This is a genomic window from Thalassolituus sp. UBA2009 (genome assembly GCF_002335285.1).
GTDB classification, from domain to species: Bacteria; Pseudomonadota; Gammaproteobacteria; order Pseudomonadales; family Oceanobacteraceae; genus Venatoribacter; species Venatoribacter alkanivorans.
Map to the genome: position 1 here is coordinate 35,018 of NZ_DDCJ01000005.1, position 15,752 is coordinate 50,769.

14 protein-coding genes are annotated in these 15,752 nt (G+C 51.7%); 4 read left to right on the forward strand and 10 right to left on the reverse strand.

Features of this window, described 5'->3' with window-relative positions:
* The 5 genes from B3P58_RS00410 to sdhC all read right to left on the reverse strand — a co-directional run.
* A partial coding sequence (locus B3P58_RS00410; RefSeq protein ID WP_414716551.1) for a 2-oxoglutarate dehydrogenase E1 subunit family protein occupies positions 1-704 on the reverse strand: 704 nt, incomplete at its 3' end.
* Positions 705-970: 266 nt separating this feature from the next.
* Complete coding sequence (locus B3P58_RS00415; protein ID WP_145468898.1) at positions 971-1,681, reverse strand: succinate dehydrogenase iron-sulfur subunit; 711 nt, start codon at positions 1,679-1,681, stop codon at positions 971-973.
* 15 nt (positions 1,682-1,696) lie between these two features.
* Positions 1,697-3,469, reverse strand: a complete 1,773-nt coding sequence (gene sdhA / locus B3P58_RS00420) for a succinate dehydrogenase flavoprotein subunit (RefSeq protein ID WP_145468899.1) — start codon at positions 3,467-3,469, stop codon at positions 1,697-1,699.
* 3 nt (positions 3,470-3,472) lie between these two features.
* On the reverse strand, positions 3,473-3,820 hold the full coding sequence (sdhD, locus tag B3P58_RS00425) for a succinate dehydrogenase, hydrophobic membrane anchor protein (protein ID WP_225691980.1): 348 nt from the start codon (positions 3,818-3,820) through the stop codon (positions 3,473-3,475).
* Positions 3,814-4,188 (reverse strand): succinate dehydrogenase, cytochrome b556 subunit, encoded by a 375-nt coding sequence (sdhC, locus tag B3P58_RS00430; protein ID WP_145468901.1) that lies wholly within the window; start codon positions 4,186-4,188, stop codon positions 3,814-3,816. The genes sdhD and sdhC overlap by 7 nt, the downstream gene beginning before the upstream one ends.
* A gap of 352 nt (positions 4,189-4,540) precedes the next feature.
* Here sdhC and gltA point away from each other — a divergent pair, with 352 nt between their 5' ends.
* The 3 genes from gltA (at position 4,541) to B3P58_RS00445 (ending at position 7,404) form a co-directional block, all read left to right on the forward strand.
* A complete protein-coding gene (gltA, locus tag B3P58_RS00435; protein WP_145468902.1) occupies positions 4,541-5,818 on the forward strand; it encodes a citrate synthase in 1,278 nt (425 codons plus the stop codon).
* A gap of 46 nt (positions 5,819-5,864) precedes the next feature.
* Positions 5,865-6,761 (forward strand): NAD(P)-dependent oxidoreductase, encoded by an 897-nt coding sequence (locus B3P58_RS00440; RefSeq protein ID WP_286715204.1) that lies wholly within the window; start codon positions 5,865-5,867, stop codon positions 6,759-6,761.
* 61 nt (positions 6,762-6,822) lie between these two features.
* Complete coding sequence (locus tag B3P58_RS00445) at positions 6,823-7,404, forward strand: hypothetical protein (RefSeq protein ID WP_145468904.1); 582 nt, start codon at positions 6,823-6,825, stop codon at positions 7,402-7,404.
* A gap of 30 nt (positions 7,405-7,434) precedes the next feature.
* On the opposite strand, the gene B3P58_RS00450 is transcribed toward B3P58_RS00445, so the two are convergent.
* Both B3P58_RS00450 and B3P58_RS00455 read right to left on the reverse strand, forming a co-directional pair.
* Positions 7,435-8,235 (reverse strand): MOSC domain-containing protein, encoded by an 801-nt coding sequence (locus tag B3P58_RS00450; protein ID WP_286715142.1) that lies wholly within the window; start codon positions 8,233-8,235, stop codon positions 7,435-7,437.
* Positions 8,236-8,371: 136 nt separating this feature from the next.
* The gene (locus tag B3P58_RS00455) at positions 8,372-9,322 is read right to left on the reverse strand and encodes a chemotaxis protein CheV (protein WP_286715144.1); all 951 of its coding nucleotides are present in this window, start codon (positions 9,320-9,322) and stop codon (positions 8,372-8,374) included.
* A 55-nt stretch (positions 9,323-9,377) separates the two neighbouring features.
* On the opposite strand from B3P58_RS00455, the gene B3P58_RS00460 reads away from it, so the two are divergent.
* On the forward strand, positions 9,378-10,649 hold the full coding sequence (locus B3P58_RS00460) for an EAL and HDOD domain-containing protein (protein WP_230332010.1): 1,272 nt from the start codon (positions 9,378-9,380) through the stop codon (positions 10,647-10,649).
* Between the two features lie 4 nt (positions 10,650-10,653).
* On the opposite strand, the gene B3P58_RS00465 is transcribed toward B3P58_RS00460, so the two are convergent.
* The 3 genes from B3P58_RS00465 to B3P58_RS00475 form a co-directional block, all read right to left on the reverse strand.
* Positions 10,654-12,213: an FGGY-family carbohydrate kinase gene (locus B3P58_RS00465; protein ID WP_286715149.1), complete on the reverse strand. Its 1,560-nt coding sequence runs from the start codon at positions 12,211-12,213 to the stop codon at positions 10,654-10,656.
* Between the two features lie 86 nt (positions 12,214-12,299).
* Positions 12,300-13,895, reverse strand: a complete 1,596-nt coding sequence (locus B3P58_RS00470; RefSeq protein ID WP_286715152.1) for a glycerol-3-phosphate dehydrogenase/oxidase — start codon at positions 13,893-13,895, stop codon at positions 12,300-12,302.
* Between the two features lie 75 nt (positions 13,896-13,970).
* Positions 13,971-15,659 carry an FAD-binding oxidoreductase gene (locus tag B3P58_RS00475; RefSeq protein ID WP_286715155.1) on the reverse strand — a complete coding sequence of 563 codons (1,689 nt, stop codon included), beginning with the start codon at positions 15,657-15,659 and terminating at the stop codon, positions 13,971-13,973.
* Positions 15,660-15,752: the final 93 nt, after the last annotated feature.

The window sequence follows — 15,752 nt, forward strand, 5'->3', positions numbered from 1 at the left end:
CCAAAACGCTTAACCCCCGGATAACGGGAACCCAGATATTTTTCCAGACCTTCGGCAGCCGTTAAACGCTCGAGCAGATGGAGTTTAACTTCACTGCCGAATTTAGGATGGGCGCGAACACTTTCCAGTCGCTGCTGAAACCAGCGCTGTTCTGCGGTGTTCACGATGTGCATATATTCGGCACCGACGGTACCGCAATAGGTCATATCCAGCGCTGCAAGAATATCATTCAGCGAGGCTTCATCCTGACCAATAAACAAAGAGCCGGTCTGGAAAACAGTATCCAGATCGGCCCGGGATAAACCATGAAATGCAAGATCAAGATCCGGGACTTTCTGACGTTCCATCAGATCGAGCGGATCCAGCTTGGCATGCTGATGACCACGACCGCGGTAGGCATTGATTAACTGCAATACCTGAACCTGCTTACGTTCATGATCAGAGCTGACAGCTCCCTGGGATACAGGACGGGAACGACGCTGGTTTTTGGAAAGAAGAAGAAACTGTTCCCGAATGGGCTTATGGGGAGTATCTACGGAAGTGTTTTCGTCGACGCGTGGTAACTGATCAAAATAATTGCGCCACTCTTCGGGAACCTCATTGGGGTCTCTGAGGTAGGTTTCGAAGAGCTCCTCCATATAAGCAACATTACCTCCCGCTAATTGAGAGGTGCTCCAAAGTTGCTCCATTGTCTGCTCGTGCATGTACGACCACCCTGTTTTTGAATAAACGAGGGAAATCACCCACAGAGTGTACGCACCGACTCTAGCGCTAGGCAGGATAGAGGGCCGACCGGATAGATCGCAAGGCCTCTGAGGTGAACCGGGGATTCCCCGCTCCCTCAACTAAAAATTCAGCTTAGTTAAAAATAGAACTTTGTGAGGTCTATTTTTGAAAAATTGTCAACGTAAGCGGGCTGTGTGTCCAGCCCACTTACGTCTAATACCACCGGTCGTCAGTGGTGCTTTTCCTATAATTGCTGGGATAACAGCATATTACGGATGTGCCCAATGGCGCGCGTTGGATTCAATCCTTTCGGGCACACATTGACACAATTCATGATGCCACGGCAACGGAATACGCTGAATGGATCACTCAATTCCGCCAATCGTTCCTGTGTCATGGTATCGCGACTATCCGCCAGGAAGCGGTAAGCCTGCAACAGACCTGCCGGACCAACGAATTTGTCCGGATTCCACCAGAAAGACGGGCAGGAAGTAGAACAGCATGCACAGAGAATACACTCGTACAGACCATCCAGTTTTTCACGCTCTTCAGGGCTCTGCAGACGTTCGATAGCCGGAGCTGGTGTATTGTTCACCAGGTAAGGCTTGATCTTTTCGTACTGCTTGTAGAACAGCGCCATGTCGATGACCAGGTCACGGATCACTGGCATACCTGGCAGAGGACGCAGCACCAGCTTATCCATTTTGCCTTTGGTTGCTTCAGAAATCGGTGTGATACAGGCCAGACCGTTTTTACCGTTGATGTTCATACCATCAGAACCACACACGCCTTCACGGCATGAGCGGCGGTAAGCCAGAGTCGGGTCCTGCTCTTTAACCAGAGCCAGCACATCCAGAATCATCACGTCCTTATTGCCAGGTACGTTAATTTCGTAATCCTGCATGTAAGGAGCCTGATCTTTCTCCGGATTGTAGCGATATACACTCACTAACATTTCAATACTCCCCTATTAATAAGTACGGACTTTCGGAGGGAACGCTGCCACAGTTTTAGGAGCAAAGTTCACAGCACGCTTGCCGATGGTCTTGGTTTGCGGGAAGTACAATGAGTGGCACAGCCAGTTCTCATCGTCACGTTCAGTAAAGTCGTTACGGGCATGAGCACCACGTGACTCTTTACGCTCAATTGCAGCAACTGCTGTGGCATAAGCGGTCTCGAACAGGTTATCCAGTTCCAGCGCTTCGATACGGGCAGTGTTGAATGGACCGCTCTTATCTTCGAGCATGGTGTTCTTAACGCGCTCACCAATTTCGTCGAGCATCGCCAGACCTTTTTCCATGCTTGGGCCTTCACGGAATACACCGAAGTACAGCTGCATGGTTTTCTGCAGATCTGCACGAACAGCAGCCACAGACTCACCGGTAGTCGAGTTATTCAGACGATTCAGACGGGCCATGGCACGTTCGATATCTTCTTCAGAAGCATCAACTGCCTCAAAGCCATCCTTAAAGCTCTTCTCAACCTGCAGACCCACAGCACGACCGAATACCACCAGGTCAAGCAGTGAGTTACCACCCAGACGGTTGGCACCATGCACGGATACACAAGCGATTTCGCCGGCAGCATACAGACCTTCAACAACAACATCGTTGCCGTTTTCGTCCTGGGTCAATGCCTGACCACCGATATTGGTTGGAATACCGCCCATCATATAGTGACAGGTTGGAACAACCGGAATCGGCTCTTTTACCGGGTCAGCATGTGCAAAGGTACGGGACAGTTCAAGAATACCTGGCAGCTTGGCATTCAGGGTTTCTTCACCCAGATGATCCAGCTTCAGGAATACGTGATCACCATCTTCACCACAACCACGGCCTTCCAGAATTTCCAGAACCATAGAACGGGCAACAACGTCACGACCTGCAAGGTCTTTGGCGTTAGGGGCATAACGCTCCATGAAGCGCTCGCCGTCTTTGTTTACCAGGTAGCCACCCTCACCACGACAGCCTTCTGTTACCAGAACGCCCGCGCCAGCAATACCGGTTGGGTGGAACTGCCACATTTCCATATCCTGCATCGGCACACCGGCACGGATTGCCATACCAACACCGTCACCGGTATTGATCAGAGCATTGGTTGTGGACTGATAAATACGACCGGCACCGCCGGTAGCAAGAACAGTTGCCTTGGCTTTCAGGTACAGGGTCTCACCGCTTTCGATATCAATCGCGATAACACCAGCAACCTGACCTTTGGCATTTTTCACCAGATCAACGGCATACCATTCATTAAGGAAGGTAGTACCGCCCTTGAGGTTACCCTGATACAGAGCATGCAACAGAGCGTGACCGGTACGGTCAGCCGCCGCACAGGTACGGGCTGCCTGAGTCGGGTTATCCGGACCTTTCGACTGGCCACCGAACGGGCGCTGATAAATACGGCCTTCTTCAGTACGGGAGAATGGCAGACCCATATGCTCCAGTTCGAAAACAGCCTGCGGACCTACTGAACACATATATTCAATAGCATCCTGGTCACCGATATAGTCTGAACCTTTAACGGTGTCATACATGTGCCAGCGCCAATCATCATTAGGATCCGCTGACGCAATCGCACAGGTGATACCACCCTGCGCTGAAACAGTGTGCGAACGGGTTGGGAAAACCTTGGTCACACATGCGGTCTTGATGCCAGCTTCGGTCAACTGCAGCGCAGCACGCATACCCGCGCCACCACCACCGATTACGATAGCATCGAAGGACATGGTTCTGATTTTAGACATGACTTACACACTCCAGAGAATGTCGATACCCCAAACCAGGTAAACGAACAGGAATCCTGCGCATACCAGCTGGAACGCAAAACGGATTGCGGCGGCTTTGAGATAGTCAGTTGAAATGGTCCACATACCTACCCAGGCATGTGCACAGATTGAGATCAGGGCGGCCAGACTGAATACTTTCATCCAGATGCAGGCAAACAGGCCCTGCCATTGTCCGTATTGCATATCCGGAGAGGCAATCACAAAGCCCAGCAGGAACAGAGTGTAGAGCGCCAGGATAACAGCGGTAACGCGCTGAACAACCCAGTCGTACAGACCACTGCGGCCCAAATTGGTGACACTTGTTACCATACCCAAACTCCCGCCAGAATGATTACGATCACGCCACATACCAAGGTAATGATGGCACCGGTACGACCGCCTTCTTTGGTTTCACCAATTCCCATATCCATCAACAGGTGCTTAACACCCGCTACCAAGTGGTAACCCAATGCAGACAAAATGCCCCAGGTGATGAATTTAACCAAACCGTTATCAAACACCGATTTCAGTTCAGCAAAGCTTTCTGCTGACTCCAGGGATGCCGCCAGCGCGCACAGCATAAAAGCCACAGCGAAGAACAGAATAAAACCGGAGATACGATGAATGATGGAGGCTTTGCCGGGAAGTGGGAGCTCAATAGTAGTCAGATCTAAATTTGTAGGTCTATTGCTATTCACGGCTCTTACACTCTCATATGGGCTTAACAACTCCGCACGAAGCAGGCGTTAAGCGCAGGCTCAAGAAGATACCTGATTCCTTGTACAAGATTTGCACAAGTTTCAGGTCGCGACAAATTATAGTCACCCACCCGTTGATTTACAAACAGTCTGCGCCGCTATCGTACAGGCAGTACACAAATGCAGCAGATCAGGTGACATTACCGCAGCAGGACTATACTAGACGCGGCTGCTTATGGCTGCTCGACCGCTGGGTAATTGACAAACGGAGTTCAGAACCTATAGTTGTGCCCTTTCTTTTTAGGTCCGCCTTATATTTAAGGCTAAATTTTGAACAGCAGGAGGCCTATCCATGGCTGACAAAAAAGCAACACTGAAAGTTGACGGCATAGAAGAAACTCTGGAACTTCCGGTTTACGAAGGCTCTATGGGACCTGATGTTGTCGACGTTCGCAGCCTCTCTGGCAAAGGCCTGTTTACCTACGATCCGGGTTTCATGTCGACCGCCGCAACTGAGTCAAAAATTACCTATATCGACGGCGCTGCCGGTGTTCTGCTGCACCGTGGCTACCCGATCGATCAACTGGCGGAAAAATCTGATTATTTAGAAACCTGCTACCTGTTGCTGCACGGCGAACTGCCAAACGCGCAGGAAAAAGAAACCTTCGTTAACACCATTAAAAACCACACCATGGTGCACGAGCAGCTGAGCCACTTCTTTAATGGTTTCCGCCGCGACGCTCACCCGATGGCGGTAATGTGTGGTGTTGTTGGCGCCCTGTCAGCCTTCTACCATGACTCACTGGACATCCATGATCAGCACCACCGCGAAGTTTCTGCGCACCGTCTGATTGCGAAAATGCCAACTTTGGCAGCTATGGTTTACAAATATTCCATCGGTCAGCCATTCATGTACCCACGTAATGAACTGAGCTACTCCGAAAACTTCCTGCACATGATGTTCAACACTCCGTGTGACGAGAAGAAAATCAGCCCTGTTCTGGCCAAGGCTATGGATCGCATCTTCCTGCTGCACGCCGACCATGAACAGAATGCCTCGACTTCTACTGTACGTCTGGCCGGCTCTACCGGTGCCAACCCATTCGCCTGTATCGCATCCGGCATTGCGGCACTGTGGGGTCCTGCTCACGGTGGCGCCAACGAAGCTGTACTGAACATGCTGACTGAAATCGGTGACGAGTCCAACATCGACAAGTTCATCGCCAAAGCGAAAGATAAAGAAGATCCATTCCGTCTGATGGGCTTCGGTCACCGCGTTTACAAGAACTTCGATCCACGCGCCAAGGTTATGAAACAGACCTGTGATGAAGTTCTGGCTGAACTGGGTATGGAAGATGATCCTCTGCTGAAAATCGCCATGAAGCTGGAGAAAATCGCAACCGAAGACGAATACTTCGTGAAGCGTGGCCTGTACCCGAACGTAGATTTCTACTCTGGTATCATCCTGAAAGCGATTGGCATCCCAACCGAGATGTTCACCGTAATCTTCGCCACCGGCCGCACCCCAGGCTGGATTGCACACTGGAACGAGATGATCAGCAGCGATTACCGCATTGGTCGTCCACGTCAGCTGTACACTGGCCACCCAAAACGCGACTACCCGGGCTAACCGGTTAGTTGTATAAAAAGCCGCTCACTGAGCGGCTTTTTTATTTCTGTTACAGGAGACTTCAATGGCAACACTGGCATTTATCGGACTTGGCAACATGGGTTATCCAATGGCTGGCCATCTTGCCAACAATGGCCACTCCGTCAGGGTGTACAACCGCACCCCTGCCCGCACAGCGCAATGGCTGAGCAAATACAACGGCGAGGGCTTTGATAATATCAGCAATGCCGTCCGCCATTGCGACGCCGTCATTCTCTGCGTCGGCCGCGATGATGATGTACGCGACATTCTGACCGGCCAGCACAACGCCATCGCGGCGATGAATCCCGGCACATTAATCATTGATCACACCACCACCTCAGCCCTTCTGGCGGAAGAGATGGCATCAGCCGCCAAAAACGCAGGACTGCGCTTCTGCGATGCGCCGGTATCCGGCGGTCAGCAAGGTGCCATCAATGGTCAACTGAGTCTGATGGTCGGCTGCGAGGTCAGTGATTTCAGCGACATTCGGACCATTACCACACCATATACCCGTGCCATTGAGCGCATGGGAGAGATTGGCAGCGGCCAGAAAACCAAAATGGTCAATCAGATCTGCGTTGCCGGACTGATACAAGCGCTTGCCGAAGGACTGCATTTCGCCGAAAAAGCGGGTTTAGATCGTGACAAAGTAATGGGTGTGATTTCTCAGGGCGCTGCCGGCAGCTGGCAGATGAGCAACCGTAATCAAACAATGATTGCAGGCGAGTACCAGCATGGCTTTGCCATCGACTGGATGCGTAAAGATCTGGATATCTGCCTCGAAGAAGCCCTGCGCAACAACACCGACCTTCCTGTAACCAGACTGGTAAATGACTATTACCGGGAACTGCAGTCAATGGGAGCCGGCAGGCTCGATACCTCGGCCCTGCTGCTGCGACTGCAGAACAAAGACGAAAACTGATCCGCAGGCAACCTTCAGATTCTCATCTATGCTTGAAGCAGTCGCTGCAATGAGAATCTGAATGAGCCAACAACAACGCCACACTCTGGGCGGGTACGGAAAAACCGCTGACCATGAAGTTGACTGGAGCCAGGTAGGTGAAACCCTGACCATGCTGGCTCTTGCTATCGCTCAGATAGACACCTCACTGCATGAGGGAAATCAGTCTATCAATAAGCTGACCAGCAGCTTTACCGCCATGGCGGATAACTCACAGAAACTGGTACAACTGGCCGCTGCTCATAGAGATGACCTGCCACAAAAGACCGGTGAAATTGCCAGTGAGCTGCAACAGGAAATTCAGCAGGCCATCATTGCCTTCCAGTTTTATGACCGCCTGACCCAACGTCTTGAGCATGTAGGCGACAGTCTTGAACGGATGGGGCATTTAATCGGCAATGCCGAACAACGCTATAAAGCCGGTGCCTGGAACAGCTTACAGCAGCACATAAAAAGCAATTACACGATGGAAGCCGAGCGCATTATGTTTGAACACATCATGGCTGGCCATTCCGTTGCCGAAGCACTTGAAATCTATCGTCACCATTTCGACAAACAGGCTCAGGATACTTTCGGCACTAACGACGATATCGAATTTTTCTGATCCGGTAACAGATCCGGTAACACCGGGCACTTATTCAACAAAGTGCTCTGTTAACTCATCTCCGACACAAAGCTGATGAATGTCAGACACCAGGGCATTCTGGCCAAAGAGTATTTTCCCATCGATACGACACAGCTCTTTTAACGCATCCAGCACATCAGCTTCACGCTCCAGAGTATCCATACTCCGGGTTGGTATAACGCAGCGCTGACAGGGCTTACAAATAGCCAGCTGACCGTCTTTATGTTTCAGCATCCGCCAGCGACGCTCAGCAAAAACAGCACTGCCATTCACCACCACATTTGGCCGGAAACGCTCCATCTGAATGTCACGCCCGACCCGCTCAGACAGTGCTCCGAGACTGCTTTCCGTGGTAACCAATACAGGAAATCCATCCGCAAAGCTGACCCACTGTCCGGGCTCAGCATAACGCAGATCCACCTGACGCTGACTGTCAGCCGGCAAACGGACCAGACGGCAGTCGATACCCAGAGCAGAAGAAAACCAGGCCGCAGCATCATCACCACAATCCTCTGCCGGCAGAGAATCATTCCAGACGGTCACTGTTTTGCGCAAAGCCCCCTGCTCTGCCAGCGGTACCCGTAATGTCGCCTGGCCGTCCACATCCACCCGCAATACGGTTTCTTCCAGCACAGGACGAATGCGGGCCATCTTCGGCTGCTGACGCTGCGTGATAAAACCACCCTGCTCATCCACCAATAAAAAACGGCGATCACCAACCGGGCCATGACGATCAAATACAAGCCGTTCAACCTCTACCGGCGCACAGGATTTAATCGGGTAAATAAATAAACGGGAAATGTGCGGCATACGCCCTCCTTGTTCAGGGCACTCTAATAGATAGCCCGACAACAAACAACATACTCAATACAACATACAGACCGGTCAGACAGACAACCAAAAATAAAAAAGCGCCGTAAGGCGCTTCCTGTTAGCAGAGTAAATATCAATCAGTTCTGGGCGGCATTTTCATTTTTTCCCGCATCAGACGCTGAACCTCTTTTGCCATTGCTTCCGGTGCAAATTTTGACAGAAAACCATTACACCCGACTTTTTCAACCATGGCCTTATTGAAATTCCCCGATAACGACGTATGCAGAATAATAAAGGTATCTTTCAATTCAGTATCACGGCGAATTTCGGTGGTCAGCATATAACCGTCCATTTCCGGCATTTCTGCGTCAGTAATAATCATCACCAGATTATTACTGACGTCCCGCCCTTCTTCTTTCCAGTGCATCAATAACTGATAAGCTTCAAGGCCATTATTCGCCTCAATAATGTTCAGCCCCATGGGTTCCAGAACCTGACGCATCTGCTGAATAGCCACATGTGAATCATCAACGATCAGAATGTCTTTGCCCCGCACTTTTTCCAGCAGCTCATCATCGTAAGCATCGGCCGACAACACAGAGTTGTACGGTGCAATTTCGGCGAGAACCTTTTCCACATCGATAATTTCGACAATACGATCATCGATGCGGGTAATAGCCGTCAGATAATGCTGCCTCCCGGCTCCGCCCGGAGGTGGCAAAATTTCGCTCCAGTTCATATTGACGATCCGGTCAACCCCTCCGACCAGAAATGCCTGCACCGTCATGTTGTACTCAGTCACAATAATGGTGGCATCTTCTTCGTTCAGCTTCAGCGGCCCCATCTGAATGGCATGACGCAGATCGACAACAGGTACCGTCTGACCACGCAAATGCGTTACGCCGCGCACCACCGGGTGACGGTCAGGAATACGGGTCAGGTGCGGCATCCGCATGACTTCCTGTACCTTGAACACGTTGATAGCAAACTGTTGGCTGCCACCCAGATTAAACAACAACAACTCCAGGCGGTTTTGGCCCACCAACTTGGTACGGGCATCAACACTGCTCAGAACCCCGCTCATATAACACTCCAATAACCGTTCTTTACCAAAGTGTAGCCAAGAGCCGCAAAAACGCATGAAAATACTGTCTACACTGGAGGGGATGAATCAGGGAAAATATATGGACAAAACAGACCCACCACTGCTGGCGCGACAGCCGATTCTGGACACCAGCCTGAATGTGGTTGGTTATGAGCTTCTGTGCCGGCCTCTGCCGGAAGACACTCTGGCCTGGCAAAATGAGCATGGTGACCGGGCAACCAGTGAAGTTCTGATCAGTGCATTCAATGATATCGGTATCGATCTGGTCACAGGCGGGCTGCCTGCGTTTATCAACTTCACCAGTCACTGGCTGCACAACCCTCCCATTATGCCGGCCAACAGCCTTGTGGCTGAGCTGCTGGAGTACATTCCGGCAAGCGAAGAGAACCTGACAGCCCTGCGTAAGCTGAAAAAACTGCGCTACCGGATTGCACTGGACGACTATCAGGGAGATGAAGCCCAGGCAGCCCTTTTTCCGTTGATTGATATTGTGAAAGTTGACATACGCCGCCTGCCGGATATCAGGCAGCTGCCAGCGCTGATTGACAAATATAAGCACCACAACCTGCAATGGCTGGCTGAAAAAGTAGAAACCAGAGAAGAGTACCGGCTGTGCCGGGATGCAGGCTGCACCTTGTTTCAGGGATACTTTTTCAGTCATCCCGATAATGTCTATGGCAAACGGCTGCCGGACAGTCAGATGGCCGTATTGCAACTTCTGCAGATCCTTAACGACCCTGACAGCAAAATTGAAGACGTCTCCACCATCCTTCAGACCGACCCGCAACTCAGTTATAAACTGCTGCAGATGGTTAACTCCGCTGCCGTTGGTTTTGCCCGTGAAATCACTTCAATTTCCCGCGCCATTGTCATCGTTGGCCTCGATCGCCTGCGGGCCTGGTCTAATCTGATTGCCCTTGGCCGTCTGCAGGAAAAGCCTGCGGTATTACGGGAGCAGGCAGTAGTAAGGGCTCTGCTGTGCAAAGCCCTGGTCTTTGCCTGGCCCAATCTGGATGATGAAACCGCGTTTACCCTGGGTCTGTTTTCCTTGCTGGATGCATTCCTTGACCGACCACTGGCAGAAATCTGCCAGCGCCTCCGCCTGCCTGCAGACCTGACATCAGCCCTGACAGACCACTCCGGCGATTATGGTTTTATTCTTTCAACGACAATATGCATGGAACAGGGGCGCTGGGAATCTATCGACTGGAACGTGTTGCAGGGACTGGGGATCAGCCCTGCACAAACGGAGTTGCATTATCTTAATGCCCTGCAAACAGCGAATACGCTCATGCAGTCTGTCTGACTGCTTACTGCGGATAGCCTGTTATTTCACGAATACTCTGATACAAAGGCTTCATACGTTTATACATTTTACGGTAAACCTCTTTGTATAAACGATCATACAGTCTTACCGTTTTGAATTCGGGCTCAAATACCTGCCCGACACGGGTCATTTTCATGATGGCCGTACGGTAATCAGGATAGATCCCCAAGCCCACGGCACAGTTAATGGCAGCGCCCAGCCCTGAGGTTTCACTGGTATGCGGACGCTCGGCAGTCATACCAAAAATATCCGCCGTCAGCTGCATCGCCGCATCACTTTGCGAACCACCACCGGAAACCCGCAAACGGGTAATCGGTACCCGGCTGCGCTTTTCAATCTGCTCTTTACCCTGACGCAATTCATACGCCAGACCTTCGAGAATGGCGCGGTAAATATGGGCGCGCTTATGCACATCACCAAAGCCAATTAAGGCGCCCTTGCCTTCCGGCCCTGGCTGACGCACACCCGGCGACCAGTAAGGCTGCATCATCAGCCCCATAGAACCCGCCGGTACCTGATTAACCAGCTCATCAAATAACTGCTCAGGCTCTACACCACGTTCGGCCGCCAGCCGCTGCTCATTATGTGCCAGCTCTTCCTTGAACCAGCTCACCATCCAGAAACCGCGGTAAATCATCATTTCGGTATTGTAATGACCCGGAACGGCAGCGGTATAAGGCGGAATAAACGGAATGGTTTCGATGTACTTTGCCGTTGTCGTATTAATGGTGGCGGTCGTGCCATAACTCAGACAACCGATATGCGCATCAAGCCCACCAGCACCCATTACTTCACAGGCTTTATCCGAGGCTGCCGCAATCATCGGCAACCCGGCCGGCAACCCGGTCAGCGCCGCTGCGGCCGCAGAAACCTGTCCTAACTGCTCCCCCGGAGATACCAGATCCGGCATCATCCCGCGGGTAGCAGACAGCAGTTTCCATTTCAGGTCGGAAGGCTTAGCCCATTGCTGACGCTTATAGTCGTAGGGTAGATAACCAACGATGGAACCGGTCGAATCTTTTAATTCACCACTCAGGCAATACGTCAGCCAAGCCGATAAATTCACGTAATAACGGGTTTTTGCCCACACATCCGGTTCGTGCTGGGCAATCCAGTTATCCCGTGCTTTTGCACGCATCTCACGGATTAAATGACTCAGACCGAGAGTTTTAATCAGCACACCCCAGATACCACCAACCGGTGTTTCTACCGCAGCCTGGCGCTGGTCCATCCAGACAATGGCCGGACGTAAAGGCTGGAAATTCTCATCAAGATTGATCATGGTGTAGCGCTGCGTTGTCAGTGACACGCCGCGAATCTGATTCGGAGTTACCTTACCCTGCGCCCATAAGCGCCGAAAGGCTTCCTGAAGGTTTTCCCAATAGTAACCAGCATCCTGTTCAGCCCAGCCCGGATGACGGGAAAAGTACGGCTCAATGGTAACTTTGCTTTTGGCAACCTCATTACCCTGCTGATCAAATACCAGCACGCGTACACTTTGGGTGCCATTATCAATTGCCAGTAAATATTCCGCATTTGCCATACTGCTGAGCTGCCTGATTCTTTTTATCGTTGTGATAAAACTCCATAACAGCCTGCCCGCAAAGGCAGTCTGTTATGGCGCTTATATTATTTAGGAACGCTGTAATGCTTATTCCAGATTGCTTTATAACGCTCAAGCTCTTCCTGAAAGTGAGCATTATCCCAACCCAGTTCTTCGGCACAGACCGCACGGATTTTATCGGTAAATCCAAGTCCTCCCTGCTCCAGCAGCAAACCGAGACGGGTACGGCGCAGCAGTAAATCATCCAGATGTTTAACCGACTCATTCGCCGCCGACCAGCGCAGCTCAGCCCAAAGAGTACGACTGCCGGGAATCACATCCATCTCACCTTCTTTGGCCAGATTTAACAGCGCATCCAGATCCATACCAAAATGGCCACTCAGACGTTTCTGCAGATATCCTGGCAGAGCCTGATATTTTTTATGCTCAGAAACTGCCGGCGTAAAAATCTGCGCACCAAATTCACCGGAGGGAAAACGCTTGATGTATTTACGTGCCGCTTCGAGTGCATCCAGAGCAATCAGACGGAAAGTGGTTAATTTACCACCACTGACACTGACCAGACCTTTATCATCCCAGACGCTGTGATCACGCTTTTCTTTCGATGGATTTAAAGCACCGGAAGACACCAGTGGGCGCACGCCGGCCCAGCTGGAAATAATATCTTTTTCGGCAAGATCGGCTTTCGGAAACTGATGACGGGCGACTTTTAATAAATAATCCAACTCTGCCCGGGTCATACTGGCTTCGCTGTTATCGATGCCGTTATTGTCCAGATCAGTGGTACCAATCACGGTACGGCCTTCCCACGGGAAAATAAAAATCGGGCGTTTATCATCCGGGTGCATCGCCGTAAATGACTGCGCAACCGGCAAACGCCAGGCCGGTACAACAATATGACTGCCACGCGCCGGACGGATTTTTTTCTCGTCGGTCATCTGACCACGCAGTTCATCCGCCCAGGCACCGGTGGCATTAATCACGACATCGGCCTTAACGTCATAAGCTTCGCCTGTGAGCACATCTTCCACACGGGCACCCACAACCTGCTCACCGTCTTTCAGCAGTTGTTTAACGCCAACGTAGTTAAGCACCACAGCACCGTCTTTCTGCGCTTCGCGCAACACGCGGACCACCAGACGGGCATCATCGGTGACCGCATCGGCAAACTGAGTACCGCCAATTAATTCGTGCTCATTCAGCAGTGGACTCAGGTATTCGAAGTCGTCGCGTTTGAAATAATGACGGTAGCGTTTGCCAGCAAAAAAATCATAGATGCGCAGCAGCGTATTAAATACAAAAGGTCCGGGAAAACCGCCCTTATAATGCGCCATAAGGTAGCCCATCTGATCGACAAGTCCCGGTGCTTCCGTCATTAGACGCTCACGTTCCTGCACCGAATGCATGGTGGTTTTCACATCACCGGCGGCGATATAGCGCAGACCGCCATGCACCATTTTGGATGACCGGCTGGACGTACCCCAGGCAAAATCCTGGCGTTCAAGCAGCAGTACTTTCAGACCACGGCGCGCCGCTTCGCGGGCTATTCCCGCACCCGTGATGCCGCCACCGGCAACGATCACATCCCAGTGCTGCGGAGCACTCTTTAACTGCTCCAGCTGATGCTCACGCTGCCCTGGTACCCATGCTGTCTGCCACATACTGCTCTTTTATCCTGTCCGGCGGTTGCTGATTATCGTTTTGATGAGAATGTAGTTATTAAGTTTTTACACTGATCAGGAAGACTGCTGTTCCAGTAACGGTTCAGCCTGCTCCTGTTGTGTCTTTTTTACGGTGTTTCCTGCCGCATTTCCGCTATTATTTTTTTCCAGCAAAGTGCCCGGATTAAGTCGCTGTTGCGGGTCAAAATCCTGTACCAGCGTATTCAGCACGCGCATACCCAGCGCACCTTTTTCCGCTGGCAGATACGGCGCATGATCTTTACCGACACCATGCTGATGTGAAATCGTCGCACGGCCACGGGCAATCACCGAAGATGCCTTGTGCTTCAGTTTGCGCCAGCGCTCCAGGGTTTCTTCGTAGCTGTCAGCGCAGCGGAAGAAGTACGTGGTGTAAATACTGGAGCCCTGAGTGTACATGTGCGACAGGTGGGTAAACACCATCACTTCTTCACCATCGCTGCGCAGCGCAGTTTCCAGTGCGCTTTCCACATCGGCCATTAACTGATCGATATTATCCCAGTCGGTCGAAGTTTCCAGCGTGTCTACAGCAATACCGCGCGTCCAGGTCGTTTCACGCAGATACGGAAATTTAAAACGGCCATGAGACCAGATGCTGCCCATAATATTAGCCAGAGGTCCACCAACACCACCGTGAGCTTTTAATACTTTACGGATCTGTTTCAGCGACGTTTTGTTCTGATATTTAGTGCCGGTGACACCATAGGTCAGCATGCAGCGCTCATCACCCATTCCCATAAAACGCAGGAAACGGTCCAGCAATTTAAACTGTTTTTCCTGAGTGCCCAGATGCAGATGCGCTTTGGCTTCTTTGGCATTACTCACGCGCATCATCGACATCGGTACTTTATTCTGCACCAGTTCACGCACTGCCGTTTTCGCAGCCTGCCAGTTAGGCATAAAGACCACGAAGAATTTTTCCTCTTCCGCCATCCGCGTCACACGCACCTTCACTTCGGTAAAGATGCCCATGCGCCCTTCCATGCCCATGGTAATTTCACGCATATCCGGACCGGCGGACGATGCCGGAATGGTCGGAATATCCATAGTTCCCAGCAGAGTTTCCATGCGTCCACCAGCGAACATTTGCTCGATACGACCATAACGCAGCGACTGCTGGCCGCTGGAGCGGGAAGCAATCCAGCCACCAATGGTTGAAAGCTCCCAGGATTGAGGAAAGTGCCCCAGCGTGTAACCACGGGCACGCAACTGGCTTTCAACCAGTGGCCCCGGCGTACCGGCACCAAAAGTGGCGATCTGGCTTTCTTCGTTCAGCTCCATCAACTGGTTCATACGCCCCAGATCGATGGTCAGGATCGCGCGCTGGCTGGCCAGCGGCGTAATATGCCCGGCCACTGAGGTACCGCCACCATAGGGAATAACTTCCACATCGTGCTCAACGGCATAATCCAGCAGTTCACGTACCTGAGAGCTGGTTTCCGGATAGGCAACCCCGTCAGGAAAAACCCCGAAGTCCCCACTGCGCATGGCTAGCCAATCCGGAAAACTTTGTCCACGGGCATGGCGTACACGGTCTTCAGCCGCCGTTACCACCAGAGGATGGGGCGCCAGCCGGGAAGCAGGAACCTGCGCCATCACCGACTCCAGCGTGGCATCGGTCAGAGCCTTGGTTTCTCCGATGACGGAATGAATCAGGCGCTCGCCGTGTGCCGGCACCTCTTTGATATAACTCTCATCACCCCAACCATTCCAGCGACGACCCATGTTGTAATCCTCAAATGTCCGTTAGACCCAATTCGCAGAGAGCGCTAAGATACAGCGAAGGCTGAACGCTGGCACTGACAGTTTGAGACAGAG